Annotated in this window: 16 protein-coding genes; 14 read left to right on the forward strand and 2 right to left on the reverse strand. The window is 67.7% G+C overall.

Annotation, left to right across the window (positions count from 1 at the left end):
• The first annotated feature begins 40 nt into the window (after window positions 1–40).
• From G6N34_RS25170 to G6N34_RS25205, 8 genes are read left to right on the forward strand one after another with little or no spacing between them, the layout of a single operon-like run.
• Window positions 41–562 (forward strand): MSMEG_0572/Sll0783 family nitrogen starvation response protein, encoded by a 522-nt coding sequence (locus G6N34_RS25170; protein WP_085153685.1) that lies wholly within the window; start codon window positions 41–43, stop codon window positions 560–562.
• A 33-nt stretch (window positions 563–595) separates the two neighbouring features.
• On the forward strand, window positions 596–1486 hold the full coding sequence (locus tag G6N34_RS25175) for a carbon-nitrogen hydrolase family protein (protein WP_085153687.1): 891 nt from the start codon (window positions 596–598) through the stop codon (window positions 1484–1486).
• Window positions 1479–1775: an MSMEG_0570 family nitrogen starvation response protein gene (locus tag G6N34_RS25180; RefSeq protein ID WP_085153689.1), complete on the forward strand. Its 297-nt coding sequence runs from the start codon at window positions 1479–1481 to the stop codon at window positions 1773–1775. Before G6N34_RS25175 ends, G6N34_RS25180 begins: the two co-directional genes overlap by 8 nt.
• On the forward strand, window positions 1772–3049 hold the full coding sequence (locus tag G6N34_RS25185) for an MSMEG_0569 family flavin-dependent oxidoreductase (protein WP_085153690.1): 1278 nt from the start codon (window positions 1772–1774) through the stop codon (window positions 3047–3049). Before G6N34_RS25180 ends, G6N34_RS25185 begins: the two co-directional genes overlap by 4 nt.
• Before the next feature lie 15 nt (window positions 3050–3064).
• On the forward strand, window positions 3065–4120 hold the full coding sequence (locus G6N34_RS25190; RefSeq protein WP_085153692.1) for an MSMEG_0568 family radical SAM protein: 1056 nt from the start codon (window positions 3065–3067) through the stop codon (window positions 4118–4120).
• Window positions 4120–5541, forward strand: coding sequence for an MSMEG_0567/sll0787 family protein (locus G6N34_RS25195; protein WP_085153694.1), 1422 nt, complete (start codon window positions 4120–4122; stop codon window positions 5539–5541). The genes G6N34_RS25190 and G6N34_RS25195 overlap by 1 nt, the downstream gene beginning before the upstream one ends.
• 6 nt (window positions 5542–5547) lie before the next feature.
• Complete coding sequence (locus G6N34_RS25200) at window positions 5548–6393, forward strand: carbon-nitrogen hydrolase family protein (RefSeq protein WP_085153696.1); 846 nt, start codon at window positions 5548–5550, stop codon at window positions 6391–6393.
• Between the two features lie 2 nt (window positions 6394–6395).
• The gene (locus tag G6N34_RS25205) at window positions 6396–7487 is read left to right on the forward strand and encodes an MSMEG_0565 family glycosyltransferase (protein ID WP_085153762.1); all 1092 of its coding nucleotides are present in this window, start codon (window positions 6396–6398) and stop codon (window positions 7485–7487) included.
• 10 nt (window positions 7488–7497) lie between these two features.
• Here the strand turns inward: G6N34_RS25205 and G6N34_RS25210 are convergent, their stop codons facing one another.
• Window positions 7498–8922 carry an aldehyde dehydrogenase family protein gene (locus tag G6N34_RS25210; RefSeq protein ID WP_085153698.1) on the reverse strand — a complete coding sequence of 475 codons (1425 nt, stop codon included), beginning with the start codon at window positions 8920–8922 and terminating at the stop codon, window positions 7498–7500.
• Between the two features lie 230 nt (window positions 8923–9152).
• On the opposite strand from G6N34_RS25210, the gene G6N34_RS25215 reads away from it, so the two are divergent.
• The 5 genes from G6N34_RS25215 to G6N34_RS25235 all read left to right on the forward strand — a co-directional run bounded on the left by G6N34_RS25215 (window position 9153) and on the right by G6N34_RS25235 (window position 14338).
• Window positions 9153–10274 (forward strand): phosphotransferase, encoded by a 1122-nt coding sequence (locus tag G6N34_RS25215; RefSeq protein WP_085153699.1) that lies wholly within the window; start codon window positions 9153–9155, stop codon window positions 10272–10274.
• A gap of 35 nt (window positions 10275–10309) precedes the next feature.
• A complete protein-coding gene (locus G6N34_RS25220; protein WP_197746713.1) occupies window positions 10310–11617 on the forward strand; it encodes an aspartate aminotransferase family protein in 1308 nt (435 codons plus the stop codon).
• Between the two features lie 7 nt (window positions 11618–11624).
• Entirely contained in the window at window positions 11625–12122 is a 498-nt protein-coding gene (locus G6N34_RS25225) for a heme-binding protein (RefSeq protein ID WP_163645530.1), read from the forward strand.
• A 268-nt stretch (window positions 12123–12390) separates the two neighbouring features.
• Window positions 12391–13197 carry a DUF1906 domain-containing protein gene (locus G6N34_RS25230; RefSeq protein WP_085153704.1) on the forward strand — a complete coding sequence of 269 codons (807 nt, stop codon included), beginning with the start codon at window positions 12391–12393 and terminating at the stop codon, window positions 13195–13197.
• A gap of 229 nt (window positions 13198–13426) precedes the next feature.
• Window positions 13427–14338: a serine hydrolase gene (locus G6N34_RS25235; protein ID WP_085153705.1), complete on the forward strand. Its 912-nt coding sequence runs from the start codon at window positions 13427–13429 to the stop codon at window positions 14336–14338.
• Here G6N34_RS25235 and G6N34_RS25240 read toward each other — a convergent pair.
• Entirely contained in the window at window positions 14335–14919 is a 585-nt protein-coding gene (locus tag G6N34_RS25240) for a TetR/AcrR family transcriptional regulator (protein ID WP_085153707.1), read from the reverse strand. The genes G6N34_RS25235 and G6N34_RS25240 overlap by 4 nt on opposite strands.
• A gap of 160 nt (window positions 14920–15079) precedes the next feature.
• Here G6N34_RS25240 and G6N34_RS25245 point away from each other — a divergent pair, with 160 nt between their 5' ends.
• The gene (locus tag G6N34_RS25245) at window positions 15080–15934 is read left to right on the forward strand and encodes an SDR family NAD(P)-dependent oxidoreductase (RefSeq protein ID WP_085153708.1); all 855 of its coding nucleotides are present in this window, start codon (window positions 15080–15082) and stop codon (window positions 15932–15934) included.
• The last annotated feature ends 19 nt before the right edge of the window (window positions 15935–15953 follow it).

The raw sequence follows: 15953 nt of genomic DNA on the forward strand, positions 1-15953 counted from the left end.
CAGTCAGCCAGCCGAGTCACCCTGAAACCCGGAGCCCGCCATGCCATTTGATGCGACCATTGCCGAGAATATCGCCACCTCGCTCGCCGAGATCCCGCACCCCTCGCTGCCCAAGGGCTCGAACCTCTACGGCGGCACCAAGGTGTTTCCCGATTACCAGGCCGAGGAGGGCGAGAGCTACTTCACCCTGGTCCACGGCATCGCGCACGAGTCTTCGGTGAGCTTCGTAGCGGTGCTGCAGGCCACCCGGGCGTTGCGCAAAGGTTTCGAATCGGCCATCTACTTCTACGGCCCCGGCGCCATCAACTGCCTGGCCACCCGCGGATTCCCCAAGACCGGCGACTCCGGCTTCCCCGGCGAACAGAACATCAACGATGCCCTGGCCACCTTCATCGGTGAAGGGGGCACCGTCTTCGCCTGCCGCTTCGGTCTCGCCCTGCACGGCGGTCGCGAGGAGGACCTCATCGCGGGCGTCATCCCCTGCCACCCGCTCGATGTCCAGGACGCGTTGATCTACTACGCGCGCAAGGGTGCGATCATCAACTCCACCTACATGGTGTGAGTTTGGTTCTGGTGTGAGACAGAGGATTCCGCCATGACGACTCTCGCCGCCGCGTCCGCGAACTTCACCAGGGAGCTCGACCAGAACTATGCAGTCATCGCCGCGCTGACCGATGAGGCCCGGGATCGCGGCGTGGACTTCCTCGCGCTGCCCGAGGCCGCCATCGGCGGCTACCTGTCATCGTTGGGCAATCACGGCGACACCGTGCGGGCCACCACCCGCTCACTGCCGCCCGCCATCCGCATCGATGGACCCGAGATCGCGCGGGTGCAGCAACTCGCCGGAGACCTCGTCGTGGCGATCGGGTTCTGCGAACTCGCCGACGACGGCGAAACACGCTACAACGCCGCCGCACTGCTCGACGGCGGCCATGTCTACGGCGTGTACCGCAAGGTGCATCAGCCGTTGGGTGAGGGCATGTCGTATTCCGCGGGATCGCGCTACGACGTTCACGACACCCCGGCCGGCCGCATCGGGCTGCAGATCTGTTACGACAAAGCGTTTCCGGAAGCCGCTCGAATCATGGCGCTCGGCGGCGCTCAGATCATCGCCAGTCTGTCGGCCTGGCCCGCGGCTCGCACCGCCACCGCAGAGAATCTGCAGGACGACCGATGGACGTACCGGTTCAACCAGTTCGACATCGCCCGCGCTCTGGACAATCAGGTGTTCTGGTTGGCGGCAAACCAGTCCGGCACCTTCGGGTCGTTGCGCTACGTCGGCAACGCCAAGGTGGTCGATCCCGGCGGCAACATCCTGGCCACGACCCTGCTGGGCAGCGGTATGGCGGTGGCCGACGTCGACATCGACGAGACATTCCGCACCATGCGGGCCGGCATGTTCCACCTGCGCGACCGGCGACCGGACGTCTACGGACCCCTGGTCGAGACCGACGCCACCCCGTGGGCGGATCTGGCCCATGCCTGAGATGACGTTCGACGTGCGCTGGCCCGACGGCAGTGTCCAGTCCTGCTACTCCCCCAGCCTGGTCATGCACGACTACCTGACCACCGGAGGCCGCTACACCGTCGCCGAGTTCCTCACCCGCTCCGGTCAGGCACTGCAGCAGGCCAGTGAGCGGGTACGGGCCAAGTACGGCTTCGTCTGTACCTCGGCCGCGGCCACCGCCGACCGGATCCGCCGGACCGCCAACCGCTTTCCGGGCGATGCGGAGGTCGAGATCACCGCCATGCAACCCGAACCGGAGCGAACATGACGTCCGCACATCACGTACCGGTCGCGATCGTCGGCGGCGGGCAGGCCGGTCTGTCCGTCAGCTGGTATCTCGGCCGCGCCGGCATCGAACACGTCGTCCTGGAGTCCCACACCCCGGTGCACGCATGGGCCGACAACCGTTGGGACAACTTCACCCTGGTGACGCCGAACTGGCACTGTCAGCTGCCCGGTTACCCCTACGCAGGTTCCGACCCCGACGGATTCATGACCCGCGACGAAGTCGTCGCGTGGTTGGCCGACTGGCTGGACACCTTCACCCCGCCGGTGCGGGCCCACACCCGGGTGACCAGGCTGCAGAACCGCCCCGAGGGCGGGTTCGAGCTCACATTGCAGACGTCCGCGGGCAGCGAAACTCTCACCTGCGAGAGTGCGGTGATCGCGACCGGGGGCTACCCGCTTCCGGTGATTCCGTCGTTCGCCGGCTCGCTGGACCCTGCAGTCGTCCAAATCCACTCCGAGCAGTACCGCAACCCCAGCCAGCTGCCAGACGGCGCCGTGCTGGTGGTCGGGACAGGGCAGTCCGGCACCCAGATCGCCGAGGATCTGCATCTGGCCGGTCGCCAAGTTCACCTCGCGGTCGGCAGCGCGCCCCGCGTGGCGCGCTTCTACCGCGGTCGGGACTGCATGACCTGGCTCGCCGAGATGGGCGTGTATGACCGCCCGGCCCAGCAGTATCCGGGCGGAAAGGCGGCGATCGAGAAGACCAATCACTATGTGACCGGGCGTGACGGTGGCCGGGATGTGGATCTGCGGCAGTTCGCGCTCGACGGGATGAAGCTCTACGGAACGCTGGCCGACGGCAGGGACTCCACGCTGCACTTTGACCCGAATCTGCGCGCGGCCCTGAATGCGGCCGATTCGGTGTACAACTCGATCTGCTCGGACATCGACGCCCACATCGAGCGCGAGCAGATCAGTGCGCCGCCGGCCACCCGGTACGCGCCGGTGTGGGAACCCGAAGCGGAGCCCATCAATGTGGACTTGGCGGCCGAGAACGTCACCAGCATCGTGTGGGCGATCGGCTACCGGCCCGACTATCGGTGGATCGAGGCCAGTGCGTTCGACGGCGGTGGTCGTCCCATGCAGACCCGCGGCATCACCGCGGTACCCGGCCTGAGCTTCATCGGCCTGCCCTGGATGCACACCTGGGGTTCAGGCCGATTCCTGGGGATCGACCGCGACGCCTCCCACATCGCCGCGACCCTCATCAGCGGTCACCACGAGTCGGTGCTGCGGCTCGCCGTCGGGCACTGAAAAGGAGACCGCGAGATGTCTGCATCCACCCGAGTTGATCTGGCACTGCTGGGAATCCGCGGCCGGCCACCGGTCAGCCGGACCGCAGGCGCAGGACCGAGCGCCGACGGGCACCTGGTCATCGACGGCCTCAACGCCGCGATCCCGCGAAACCCCAACAGCCCCTTCGTCTTCGACGGCACCCGGGTGATTCTCGACGGCGAGGACACCGGGCTCGATGTCGAAGTCGTCGCTCGGCCGCACTTCTATGACCTGGTGACCCCCGATGGCGTGCCCTACGAGAAGCTGGCCCGCCTGCACGGCCGCAACGTCCTGGCCACCACCGTCGTTCAGACCTGCATCCGATACAGCGCCGACCAACGCTGCCGGTTCTGCACCATCGAGGAGTCGCTGCGCTCGGGCGCCACCACCGCCGTCAAACGTCCCGCCGAGCTCGCCGAGGTCGCCGCCGCTGCCGTTCGCCTCGACGGCGTGACCCAGATGGTCATGACCACTGGAACCTCGGCGGGCAGTGACCGCGGCGCCCGCCACCTCGCCCGGTGCGTGCGCGCCGTCAAGGCGGCGGTGCCGACGCTGCCGATCCAGGTGCAGTGCGAACCACCCGCCGATCCTGCGGTGCTGACCGAACTGCGGGAGGCCGGCGCCGACGCCATCGGCATCCACATCGAATCCCTCGAAGAGGACGTCCGGCGTCGCTGGATGCCCGGAAAGGCCACCGTGTCGGTGGAGCGCTACCGAGACGCCTGGCGAGAGGCCGTCCGAGTGTTCGGCCGCAACCAGGTCTCGACCTACCTGCTCGTCGGACTCGGCGAGGACGCCGAGCAGATGATCAGCGGGGCCGCCGATCTCATCGAGATGGGCGTGTACCCATTCGTCGTCCCGTTCCGCCCGCAGCCGGGGTCGTTGGCGGTCGACGTCGATGGCGCGGCGGCGCCCGATGCCGCCGTTGTCGAGAAGGTCAGCCGCGAGGTCGCGCTGTTGCTGCGCGCTGCCGGGATGACCGGTGCCGACCAACGTGCGGGCTGCGCAGCCTGCGGCGCGTGCGGCGTGCTGCAGAACCTGGGCGCCTGATGATCCCGTTCACGGCCAGCGGTCACAGCGCCCCCGTCAGTTCGTCCATCCTCTGCGGGACACCGCGCCCGTCGGCGTCGTACCTGGTGATCCGGGCCGAGAGCGCCTCGCAGATCGCCGGCTATCGGCAACTGCGCCATGACTCTTTCGTCACCGAGCAGGGGCTGTTCACCCGCACCGACCGCGACGACATCGACGACGACCCGCGCACCGTGGTGCTGGTGGCGAGCAGCCCCGAGGGCCGCCTCCTCGGCGGCGTCCGTCTGGCACCGGCCACAGCGACCGATCTCGGCTGGTGGACGGGCAGTCGGTTGGTGACCGACCCGGCGGTTCGCGCGAGCGGCGTCGGCCCGGCACTGGTCCGGGCGGCGTGCGCCTTCGCCGAGGCGTCGGGCGTGCTGCGCTTCGAGGCGACGGTGCAGCAGCGTTATGCCGCCCTATTCGACACGCTCGGCTGGCAGCGGGTGGGATCGCGCCGGGTGGCCGGCGTCGAACACGCCTGGATGCGCTGGCCGCTGGACCCGGTGCAGCGTGCCGCCGCTGCCACCAAGTCATTTCTGGGCTCGACCCTGGCGCCGCTGCGGCGGACTCCCGGTGGCCTGGGGCCGGCGGGTTTCGTCGGGGACGACGGCGTCCCGGTCGGCGGGACCGACCTGATCGCCGCCTGTGATGCCATCATCCCGTCGATGGTCGAACGGGATCCTGAATGGGCGGGCTGGTGTTCGGTGCTGGTCAACGTCAACGATCTGACCGCGATGGGCGCTGCGCCGGTGGGGCTGCTCGACGCTGTGGGTGCCCCCACCCGCGGCATCCTCGACCGGGTGATCTCCGGTGTCGCGGCGGCCTCGGCCGCCTGGCAGGTGCCCGTCCTGGGCGGACACACCCAACTCGGTGTCCCCGCCGCGCTGTCGGTGACCGCGCTGGGCCGCACCCGCGCACCGGTCCGTGCCGGCGGCGGCATCGTCGGCGACCCGATCCGGTTGACCGTCGACACCACCGGTCGGTGGCGGCCGGGTTACCACGGGCGGCAATGGGATTCGACGAGTACGCGCAGCAGCGCGGACCTGGCGGCGATGACCACCCTGGTGGCACGCTCGGCACCCCGGGCGGCCAAGGATGTCAGCATGGCCGGCATCGTCGGAACACTGGGGATGATGGCCGAAGCCTGCGGCACCGGTGCCGAACTGGAGGTGTCCACCGTGCCCCGCCCGGCGGACGCCGCAGTGGGTGACTGGCTGACCTGTTTTCCCGGCTACGCCATGTTGACCGCCGGCCCGCAGGCGCCCGCGGCGGCCCCACATAGTGTTGTCAACACCGAGTGTGGCTTTCTCACAAGAGATCTGGGTGTCCGGCTGCGCTGGCCCGACGGCGTGGTCACGTCAGCGCTCACACCGGCGGTGACCGGTCTCGGATCGAGCTGAGCCACCATGGCACCGGTGGTCCTGGCGGCGGTGGCGGCACACTTCGGCCGCGACGTGCCGCGCTGCGTGGACAAGGCCGTCGGCATCATCGACACCGCCCGCCATGAGGGCGTTGACCTCCTGGTCCTTCCCGACGCCTGCCTGGGCGGGTATATCGGGGACTTCCAGGCGCCCGATCCCGACGACCCACCACCGGCGCTGGACCACGACGGACCGGAGATCGCCGCGATCGTCGCTGCGGCTGGACCGGCGACGGTGTGCCTGGGATACGCCGAGGCCGCACCCGGCGGAGGCCGCTACAACACCGCTGTCTGCGTCACCGGCGACGGAGTGCTGGGCAGCTACCGCAAGGTGCATCAACCCGCCGGTGAAGCCCTGACCTACCTCGCCGGTGACCGGTTCTCCACCTTCGACACCCCGGTGGGCCGGCTCGGCATGCTCATCGACTACGACAAGACCTTCCCCGAAGCTGCCCGCACCCTGGCCGCTGCCGACGCCGGCATCATCGCCGCGCTGTCGGCGTGGCCGGCCAGCATCACCGACCGTGCCTCACGCCTGCCGGCCGACCGGCAGTCGCGACTGTTCGACCTCTACGACTGCGCGCGGGCCGCCGAGAACCAGGTGGTTTTGGTGTCGTCGAACCAAACCGGAGTGACGGGCAACCTGCGCTTCCTGGGCCAGGCCAAGATCGTCGGCCCCGGTGGGGACATCCTGGCCACCACCCGCGCCAAAGGTGGGCTGGCCAGAATCGAGATCGATGTCGATGGCGAGATCGCTCGTGCCCGAAAGGTGTTGAATCACTTGGCCGAACTGCGTCCCGACACCTACCAGAGCCGCGGTGAGTGCCGATGAGCCTGCGCGTTGCGCTTCTCACCTACTCCACGAAGCCACGCGGCGGTGTGGTTCACACCCTCAACCTTGCCGAGGCGCTGGCCGCCCAGGGTGCCGATGTCACCGTGTGGTCATTGGCCCGCGCCGGGGACCGCGGGTTCTTCCGTCCGGTTTCTCCCGCTGTCTCGGTTCGACTCGTCGAGTTCACCGACGTCGCCGGGGACACCGTCACCGACCGCATTGTCCGCTCCATCGAACTGCTCCGGCAGGCGTTCACGCCGCAGGACTACGACATCGTGCACGCGCAGGACTGCATCAGCGCCAACGCCGTCGGCAGCTGCATCCGCACCATCCACCACCTCGACGAGTTCACCACGCCGGTGCTCGCGCAGTGCCACGAGCGGGCGATCATCGAGCCCTACGCGCGGATCTGCGTCTCCGAGGCGGTGGCCGCCGAGGTGCGCGCGGGGTGGGCGCTGTCGCCCACGGTCATCCCCAACGGTGTTCAAGCGCAGCGGTTCACCGACGCAGCCGGTGACTCACCGGAGGCCGTCGCCGCACGACGCCGCTGGCAGTCGCAACTGGGCCGCTACGTGCTGGCCGTCGGCGGCATCGAACCGCGCAAAGGCACGATCGATCTGGTCGACGCGATGGCGCTTCTGCGACGCCGAGATCCGCGGCTGACGCTGGTGATCGCCGGCGGTGAAACGTTGTTCGATTACCGCGACTACCGCACGGCCTTCGACCAACGGTGTCTCGAACACGGTGTCAGCCCGGTGATCCTCGGCGCCATCGAGGATTCCGACCTGCCTGCCCTGGTCGCCGGCTGCGCGGCGTTCGCGTTCCCTTCGACCAAGGAGGGATTCGGTCTCGCCGCGATGGAGGCGCTTGCCGCGGGCCGCCCCGTCGTCGGACGAGACTTACCGGTGCTGCGCGAAGTGTTCGGTGCCACCATCGGTTTCGCGACCGACGCTGCCGGCTTCGCCGAGGCGCTGACCGCAGCGCTCACACATTCCCAGGATCCGGCGGCCGGACGCGCGCTGGCGGCATCCAGGACCTGGGCCAGCGCCGCGCGAGCGCACCTCGACTTCTACCTGCGCCACTCTCGGCGCTGACGACAGGCGCCTACTGCGGCGCGTATCCCAACGCGGCTTTGGTCTCCAGGAACTCATCGAAGGCGAAGTGTCCCCACTCGCGGCCGTTGCCACTGCGCTTGTACCCGCCGAACGGCGCGCTGATGTCGAAATTGTGGTTGATGGCCACCGAACCCGCCCGGATCCGGCGGACCACCGCGCGGGCTGTCTCCAGATCCGCGCCCGACACGTAACCGGCGAGCCCGTACTCGGTGTCGTTGGCGATCTCGACGGCCTGGTCGAGATCGTCGTAGCCGAGGATGCACAGCACGGGGCCGAAGATCTCCTCCCGCGCGATCGTCATGTCGTTGGTGACGTTGGCGAACACGGTCGGTTTGACGTAGTAGCCGACGCCGAGTCCGTCGGGACGGCCGACTCCGCCGACGACGACGTCGGCGCCCTCGTCGACACCCTTCTGCAGCAGTCCCTGGATCTTGTCGAACTGCACCTTCGAGGCCACCGGCCCGATCGCTGACTTCTCCGACGGGTCACCAACCTTGACCGCGGCGGCGGTCTCGCGGGCGATGGCGGCGGCCTCGTCCATCCGGGACTTCGGCACCAGCATCCGCGACGGGGCGTTGCAGCTCTGCCCGCTGTTCACCATCATCACCGACACTCCAGAAGCCACACTCTTGGCGAAGTCGGCGTCGTCGAGCACGATGTTGGGGCTCTTGCCGCCGAGTTCCTGCGTGACCCGCTTGACCGTCGGGGCGGCATTCTTGGCCACCTCGATGCCCGCGCGGGTGGACCCCGTGAAGGAAACCATGTCGATGTCGGGATGGCTGGCCAGCGCGGTGCCGACGCCGGGGCCGTCGCCGTAGACCAGGTTGTACACCCCGGCCGGGACGCCGGCGGCGTCGATGATCTCGGTGAAGATCTGCGCGGAGTAGGGCGCCACCTCGGACGGCTTGAGCACCATGGTGTTGCCGGTGGCCAGCGCGGGAAAGACCTTGCAGGCGATCTGGTTGATCGGCCAGTTCCACGGCGTGATCAGGCCGCACACCCCGATCGGCTCCTTCACCACCAGGGTGCTGCCGTGCTGTTCCTCGAACTGGAACTTCTTCAGCGCCTCGATCGCGGTCGCCAAGTGCCCCATGCCCATCCCGACCTGCGAACCCGCGGCCAGGCTCGGGGGCGCGCCCATCTCCTCGCTGACCGCGTCGGCCAGGTCGGACGACCGTTTCTGGTACTCGGCCAGGATCGCTCCCAGCAGGGCCAGACGTTCGTCACGGGTGGTCAGTGACCAGGTGGTGAACACCTTGCGGGCCGCTTCGACCGCGGCGTCGACGTCGGCCGCACCGCCGAGGGCGATCCGACCGGAAACCTGTTCGGTGGTCGGGTTGTCGACGTCGAGGCTCTTCGGCTCGATCGGATCCACCCACTGGCCATTGATGTAGAACTTCAGATATTCGCGCACGGTCCCACTCTTCCTCAGCGTCGACGGATTCGGGAGAGTTCTGAGCGCATCATTTTCCGACCAAACCCTCCATTCAACGGGAAGGGGCGGGCGGTGGCCTCTGCCCGGCCACTCAGAAGTCTTGCGGGGGCACTCACGGCGCGTTTAAGATCGTTCCGTATTTGAACGAATGTTCACATTTCGGAGGGACGCACGCCGAGACCGTCCGCGACGACAACCGGAAGAGGGACATGACGCCGCACCGGACGGAGGCATCAGCCCCCCGTACGACCGACCACCTGGACAGCTTCTTCGACCGCGTGGTCGCGGACACCGGACTGAACGGAAACGGTGCGCCGATCAGCACCGGCGTGGTCGATGACCACCTGCGTCGCCACTTCAACCTCTCCGGTGAGCTCAAGCGGATTCCCACCGAGAAGGACGACACGTTCAAGCTCACGACCGACACCCGCCCCTACCTGGTGAAGGTCGCCGCGGCGGATGAGGATCCGGCGATAGTTGATCTGCAGAGTTCGGTGATGCGGTTCCTCGGCCAGAGTGCACCTGAACTTCCCGTTCCCGGACTTCTCAGCACCGCAGACGGCGCTGTTCACGTGGAGATCCCCTGCGGGACAGGTGAATCACCACGCCTGCTGCGGGTCATGGAGTTCATTGAGGGAAGCACGCTGAGCGAGGCCACGCCGTCGCACTCCCAGTTGGAGGATGTCGGAGCGGCCTTGGCGAAGCTGTCGATCGCGCTGCGCCCCTTCAGCCACCCCCGCGAGGATCGACTGGTCCTGTGGGATCTGGCCAACTTCCACCGACTGGGCGAGTTGCGCCAGTACGTCAGGGAGGCCGAGCACCAGAGGCTGGCCGATCTGGTGTTCGCCCGCTACGAGGACATGGTCGTGCCGGTGCTGCCGGATCTCGAAACCCAGTTCGTCCACAACGATTTCAGCCCGTACAACACCATCGTCGACGACGCGTCCCCCGAGTACGTCACCGGCATCCTGGACTTCGGCGACTCCGGACGGTCGGCGGTCATCTTCGACGTGACCGTCGCGGTGGCCAATCAGATCGACAGCAGGCTGACCGACCCGTGGGCCCGGGCATTGTCGGTGTTGTCGGGATACCGACGCGTGCGCGACCTTCCCGATGACCACGTCGATCTGCTGGCCGCGACGGTGCCCGCCCGACTGGTATTGCGGGTGCTCATCGCCGGGTGGCGGGCTCAGCAGAACCCAGAACGACACGAGTACCTGATGAGCCATGCGGGGCGGGACTGGGTCGACCTCGACGCGATCATGAGCGTCCCGGTCAGCGACGTCGTCACCAAACTGCGCTCCACTGCAACGTCAGGAAGGTCCGCATGACTCCCCCTCCCTCGGTCAACTCCTCCCGCGCGCCGATGGTCAACGGCTTCGACCCGGCCGACGTCGACCGTCTCGATCCTCAAGTGGCGGAGCTGATTCAGCGCAGGTCGAAGGTGTTCGGTCCCGGCTACCGGCTCTTCTACCGGGAACCGCCCGAGTTCGTCCGCGGCGAGGCGGCACACCTGTTCGACGCCGACGGCAACGACTACCTGGACGTCTACAACAACGTCCCCTGCGTCGGCCACTGCCATCCGCACGTCGTGGAGGCAGTACATCGCCAGATGCAGACGTTGAACACCAACACCCGCTACGTCCAGCGCGCCGTCGTCGAGTACGCCGAACGCCTCGTCGCGAAGTTCCCAAGCGAGCTGACCCGGGCGACGTTCACCTGCACCGGATCCGAGGCCAACGACCTGGCGCTGCGACTGGCGAAGTACGTCACGGGTAACGAAGGCGTCATCGTCACCGAGGGCGCCTACCACGGTCTGACCACCGAGGTCGCCGCCATCTCCCCGTCACTCGGGACCGGCACACCGCTGGGCCGCCATGTCCGCGTCGTCGCCGCACCCGACCGACGGACCGCGCCGGACGGCGACCTCGCTGCCGAGATGCGCCGCAGGGTCCGCGCCGCGATCGCGGACCTGCACCGGCACGGATACCGCCTGGCGGCATTCGTCGCCGACAGCATCTTCTCCAGCGACGGCGTGTTCGCCGATCCCGTCGGGTTCCTGCAGCCCATCGTCGAGGAGGTCCACGCCGCTGGCGGGTTGTACATCGCCGACGAGGTGCAACCCGGCTTCTGCCGCACCGGCCAGTCCTGGTGGGGCTTCCAGCGCCACCGCATCGTTCCCGACATCGTCACCATCGGCAAGCCGATGGGCAACGGCATCCCGATCGCCGCGGCAATCTTCCGTCCCGAACTCATCGAAGAGTTCGACCGCAATGTCCGCTACTTCAACACCTTTGGCGGCAACACGGTGTCGATCGCCGCGGCCGGTGCGGTGCTCGACGTTCTCGAGTCCGAGGGGCTGCTGTCCCATGCGGATGAGGTCGGACAGGTGCTTCGCGGGTCTCTCGAGGGGCTGATCGACGGCCATTCCACCCTCGCCGAGGTTCGCGGCGCCGGGCTGTTCATCGGGGTCGACGTGGTCGACGGTGCCGGTGAACCGGACCCCGTCGGGGCCGCCGACATCGTCAACAGCCTGCGTGATCGGCGAATCCTGATCTCGGCCAGCGGATTACACGGCAACGTCCTCAAGATCCGGCCGCCGCTGGTCTTCAACGACGCCGATGCCGACCGGTTCCTCACCGAGTTCGCCGCGGTCATCGACGGGCGGGACTGAGATGCGCATGCCCTCCCGCCCAGCCGACTCTGCGATGTGGAAGCAGCGCCACCTCGACGCCCTCGCTGACGAGGAGGGCCTCGACTTTCCCTTCTTCGACCATGCGCGGGCATGGAAGCTCGGCTCGGCGATGGTGTCGACCGCTGTGGATGCCGCACTCCCGGTGACGATCGCGATCGCCTTCGGGGAGCAGCGGGTGTTCCATGCCGCGCTCGCCGGTTCGGCTGCCACCAATGACGACTGGATGGCACGCAAGTTCCGTGCCGTCGCCAAACACAACTGCTCATCCTGGGCCGTGGCGTGTGAGGCCCGTACCGAACCGGAGGACTACTACATCTATGGCGGCTACCGCACGGAGGACATCGCGTTGGCCGGCGGCGCGGTGCCCCTGCGGGTCTGCGGTTCGCTGATCGGTGCCGTCGGCGTGTCGGGCTTGTCCGAATACGACGACCACCGCTTTGCTGTCGACGCCATTCGCGCCTTTCGTGCTTCAGTGACGCCCTGACTGGCCTGCGCGCGCTGTTGGTGGCCATGGAGGTCGCCGCATGTGCAGGTTATCGGTGGGCTCTGCGCCATTCCGCACCGACAAGCTGCACAGTCGGCGTGGGTGCGCGGTGGGCGACAACCTCGTAGAGGTAGAGAGGGTCGAGGAGCAGGACGTCGCCAAGTCGGCCTGACTCGGACCACAGGCGGGCGCCGTGGACACCGCAGGAGCCGGACACCCTCCGGCGAGTCGCAGCAGTTAACAGCAGCCTCATTGTTAACATCCCGCCGTGCAGAACTCGGCGGAGACGTCCAGCCGGCGGCGGGACCGGGTCTCGCGTCGCGACGCGCTGCGCTACGCCGGTGCCGCATCGGTGCTGGCCGGTCTGGGTGCGGCGTCAGCCATCCCCACGGCTCCCCCTGCAGCGGCCGCCGGCTCGCAACTGATCGACTTCGCCGCGGCTCAGATTCCCGCCGAACACATTCGGGCTGCAGGCTACGCCGGGGTGATCAACTACGTCTCCACGTCGCGTCCCGGCTCGAACTTCGGGGCCAAGCCGATCACCCGCCCGTATGCCGAGTCACTGGTCAGGGCCGGGCTGGTGATCGTCAGCAACTTCCAGTACGGAAAACCGGGCGGCACCGCACCATCGGACTTCCTGCGTGGGGGACCCGGCGGTGTCGCCGATGCCAAGACCGCCTGGCACCTGCACACCGCGGCAGGCGGCGGGCAGAGCGCACCAATCTACTTCTCCGTCGACGACGACATCGACCGGGAGACGTGGAACAACCGGGCACTTCCGTGGTTTCGTGGAATCAACTCGGTGATCGGCGTGCTGCGCACCGGTGTCTACGGTGGCGTCAAGGTGTGCGAATGGGCCATCGCCGACGGTGTCATCGGGCAGTCCCGCACACCCGGGAAACGGTGGGCGTGGCAGACCCGGTCGTGGTCGAACGGAAAGATCCACCCCGCCGCGGTCCTCTACCAACGCGTCATCGACACCGCGTCGAGTCCGGGACCGCTGGTCGGCGGCATCCGCGTCGACGTCAACGACGTCCTGGCTCAGGATGTCGGCCAGTGGAACCTGCATCCCTGAGGGGTTGATCACGGGCGCGAGCGCCGGGGGATCGTCGCCGCGCGACCCCGAGCCTGTAGTTGTCGAGGACTTTGTCGAGAGGGGGCCTCGATAACCACAGGCTCGCGGAGAAGCGTCAAGTCGGACGAACGTGGGTAGTCAGACGGCGTCGGTCCGGCCGCCGAATTAGGCTGTCGGCACCGATGGGTGCAGTGTTGCCCCTGGCGACGGATCTACTCGGAGGACACTCATGCGTCGGCTCCAGCCGAAATCGGCGATGACGGGTGCGGCCCTCGCCTGCGTGGCGCTGCTCGTGGGCGGGTGTGCGCAGGGATGGGGTGCACCGCCGACTGAACCAGCCCCCGAGGCGACGGTCGTCGTCCCGCAGGCCCCGATGCCCGAACTGCCCGCTGTCCCACCGGCATCGTTCGCCGGACTCGACGGCCGCCTCCAGGAGGCCACCGTCGACGCCGCGGCGTCCGGTGCGAACATCGCGGTCGTTGTCCTGGACCGCACCACCGGTCAGCGCGTCTCCAACGGCAACAACAGCCCCTTCCCGATCGCGTCGGTGGTGAAGCTGTTCATCGCCGACGACCTCCTGCTGCAGGAGGCAGAGGGCAAGACGAAGCTGTCCCCCGCCGACCGCCAGTCGCTCGACATCATGCTGCGGTCTTCGGATGACAGTGCGGCACAGATGTTTTGGGACCGCAACGGCGGGAACGCCATCATCGGGCGCATCAAGGCCCGCTACGGGCTGGGCGCTACGACCGCGCCCTACAACGGGCACTGGGACGTCACCCAGAGCACCGCTGCCGATCTGGTCCGCTACTACGAGATGCTGTTGAACGGCTCCGGCGGACTGCCCCGTGAACAGGCCGACGTCATCATCAACAACCTCGCGGCCTTCACACCGACGGGGAACGACGGCTACCCACAGCGATTCGGCATCCCCGACGGGCTCCCCGGCGAGAAGGTCGCCGTCAAGCAGGGGTGGTTCTGCTGCTGGAATCCCGGCAAGCAGCTGCATGTGTCCACCGGCGTCATCGGGCCCGACCGCCGCTACGTGATGGCGATCGGCGCCCTGGACCCCACCAGTGACGCCGCCGCCCGCGCCAACATCACGCAGGCCGTCAAGGCGATGTTCCCCGGCGGCAGGATCTAGACACCGGTTCGTCCCTGGGGCGCTCGGAGGCCGAGGGTGCGACGGCCGGCCGCGATCAGTTCGTCACGCAGGGCCGCCTCGTCCACGTCGCCGAAGTCGACGCCTGCGGCCGACGCGATCCCCGACATCACCAGCGCCGCCTTCACCTGCCCGCCCAAGCCGGGTTCGACATCAGCGAACAGCGCCATCTGGCGTTCGACGACGGCGGCCCACTCGGTGCGAGTGCGCAACAGGGCGACCACGCCGGGATCGCCGGAGAGCAGCGACAGGACCTCGCGCTGCGATGCGGCCAGCGAGGCGTAGCCGACGAGCATGTGGTCGGCGCGGGCGCGCGCGCCGCGGTGTACCTCTGCGGCGGCGACCAGTGCGGCGACCTCGGTGATCAGCGGCTCCATCACGGCGGTCAGAAGCTCATCGCGGGTGCGGAAGTGGTGGTAGATCGCGGACTTGGTCAGCCCCAGTTCATCGGAGATCATCTGCAGTGACGTGCCGGCGACGCTGTTCTGCTTGAACAGTTCGATCGCGACGTCGATCAGGCGCTGCCGGGTGGGTCCGCTGGACTCCGATGAGTGACCGCTCACACAGGTGCCTTTCTGGAGTCACTGACATCACACACTCTAGCTGACCAGGCGTACAGGAACCTGCTGTACGTTTGGTCAGGAGAAACTTTACGTTTGGTCAGTTGGTTACGCATGACGGCCACCTGTCGTGGCGCCTGTTACACACGGAAAGAGGACCATCGTGTCGATTGACTTCCACCAGAGGGGACGCACCGCGTTCGACCTGTCCGACAAGGTCGTCGTCGTGGTGGGCGCCGGACAGAGCGACGGTCCCGGCATGGGCAACGGGCGGGCGATCTCGCTCCTGGCCGCACGCCACGGTGCCGAAGTGGTCGCGGTGGACCTGAACCCGGCGTCTGTGAAGGAGACGGTCGAGATGATCGTTGCCGAGGGCGGCCGTGCGTACGCCATCGAGGCCAACGTCGCCCACGAGGACGACTGCCGGCGCATCTTCGACACGGCCATGGCGACCAGCGGCCGCGTGGACGGCATGGTCTACAGCGTCGCGACGAATCCGCCGTTCGACTTCGAGACGAACTCGATGACGGTCGAGAACTTCAACTACGGCCTCAACGTCAACATGCTCGGCTGTTATCACTGCAATCTCTTTGCCGCGCAGTGCATGGAGAAGAACGACGGCGACACCGCGGGCAGCATCGTGAACATCTCATCGATCGCCAGTGTCAAGAACGAGATCGGCCTGAACGTCGGCATCATGCCGTACGCGTTGGGGAAGTGCGGGCTTAACCAGATCACCGAGATCGCCGCCGTGCAGTACGCCGGGGCCGGCATCCGCGTCAACACGTTGATGTTGGGTCCCATCAACTCCGTGCTGGCCCAGCAGGCGTCGCAGTCACTGTTCGGGGTCGATGCCGACGAGGCGGCTCAGCGACACAGCGAGGTCGTCAAGCTCAAGATGGGACGCGGCACCGTCTGGGAATCCGCTTATGCCGCACTGTATCTGCTTGCCGACGAGTCACGGTTCATGACCGGACAGCAGATCCGTCTCGACGGCGGCGCGACTCTGGTGCGCTGACCGCGCTGACCGCGCGGAC

It is taken from the genome of Mycolicibacterium confluentis (assembly GCF_010729895.1).
Taxonomy (GTDB): Bacteria; Actinomycetota; Actinomycetes; order Mycobacteriales; family Mycobacteriaceae; genus Mycobacterium; species Mycobacterium confluentis.